The sequence below is a fragment of the Thalassotalea sp. ND16A genome (assembly GCF_000764205.1).
Classification (GTDB): Bacteria; Pseudomonadota; Gammaproteobacteria; order Enterobacterales; family Alteromonadaceae; genus Thalassotalea_A.
This window is the reverse complement of sequence record NZ_JQDZ01000036.1, coordinates 1-1555: the sequence shown is the minus strand read 5'-3', so window position 1 is coordinate 1555 and position 1555 is coordinate 1. Positions and strand designations below refer to the sequence as shown.

At 43.2% G+C, this 1555-nt stretch carries 1 protein-coding gene; it reads left to right on the top strand.

What is annotated here, in order from left to right; translation table 11 throughout:
- The first annotated feature begins 131 nt into the window (after nt 1–131).
- The gene (locus tag ND16A_RS12895; RefSeq protein WP_033076876.1) at nt 132–1289 is read left to right on the top strand and encodes a patatin-like phospholipase family protein; all 1158 of its coding nucleotides are present in this window, start codon (nt 132–134) and stop codon (nt 1287–1289) included.
- Nucleotides 1290–1555 lie beyond the last annotated feature (266 nt).

The window sequence follows — 1555 nt, the reverse complement described above, 5'->3', positions numbered from 1 at the left end:
TGTGGTACAACAGTCGTCGCCTACATTCTTATCTGGATTACCAAAGTCCAAATAACTTTGAAGCGATGATAAACAATTTAGATATGGTTGCTTAACTGGGGTGACTGAATTTGGTTGACCAGGTCAGTTGTATGCCAATGAGTCAGAAGAAAAGTTATAAGGGATGTAAAACTGCACTGCTACTAACGGGTGGTGGTGCTACTGCTGCCTATCAAGTCGGCGTGTTAAAGGCCATATCCAAATTTATGCCGCGTAATCATGGCATTCCGTTTCCCATTATTTCAGGTACATCTGCTGGCGCGATAAATGCCACCACCATCGCCTGTTACGCCTCTTGTTACCATTTGGGCATCAGGCGGTTAGAGTACATTTACAACCATATGCATACCGGGCAAATTTATCACAGTAAGGCCAGAAATGTGTTTGGCCATATTCTCCGTGGCCTTTTAAGCTCCTATCGAGCCGGCTACGCGCCGAAAAAGGCGATGAGTTTGTTAAACAACGACCCGTTAAGAGAACTCTTGAACCGGGTGGTGGATTTTCGCCGAATCGATGGCAACATCAATAATGGCTATTTGTCTTCCATTGCCATCACAGCGTCGAGTTATACTTCAGGAGACTCAATCAGCTTTTATCAAGCCGATAAATCCATCACCCCATGGCAGCGGGCGAAACGCCGCGGGGTACAAACTACCCTGCATACCGACCATTTGTTAGCGTCATCGGCAATCCCGTTAATTTTTCCGTCGGTAAAAATTAAAAAAGAACACTTTGGTGATGGCTCGGTAAGCCAGTTATCACCGTTAAGTACGCCAATACATTTAGGCGCTGAAAAAATATTTATTGTCGGCATAAAACAGCCGCAGCAAGAGATCCATCATGCGGTAGATTTTCATCAACCACCAAGCTCCGCCACCATAGCCGGCCATTTAATGGATACGGTATTTAGTGAAGCACTAAGCAGTGACTTAGAGCGGATGCAACGGATCAATAAAACCGTAAACCTGATCGATAAAAATAAGCGTAACTTACAATCCAACCTGAAACCTATTGAGAGTTTTTTAATTAACCCCAGCAAAAACTTCCACGTGCTCGCCCATGAACATTACGACGAATTGCAGTGGCCACTCCGGTTTATATTACGGTTGATGGGCAGTGGCAAAGACTCCGACTCTTCTCTTACCTCCTATATCTTATTTGAACAAAACTATTGCAAACGATTAATCCAAGTAGGCTTTAACGATGCCATGGAACAAGAAGCTGAAATTAGAGAGTTTCTCAACCTGTAATCAAGACATGCTCAGCATTGCGGTTTAACACGGGGTGAACTGGAAAAATCGGTCAAGGTGGAGCCTGTTATCACTAAGCTGAACTCTTTAATATATCCAACGAAACCAAACAGCCAATAAATATTTTAGATAAAAAACATGACCTGGTCAACCAAATTCAGTCACCCCAGTTAAGCAACCATATCTAAATTGTTTATCATCGCTTCAAAGTTATTTGGACTTTGGTAATCCAGATAAGAATGTAGGCGACGACTGTTGTACCACAT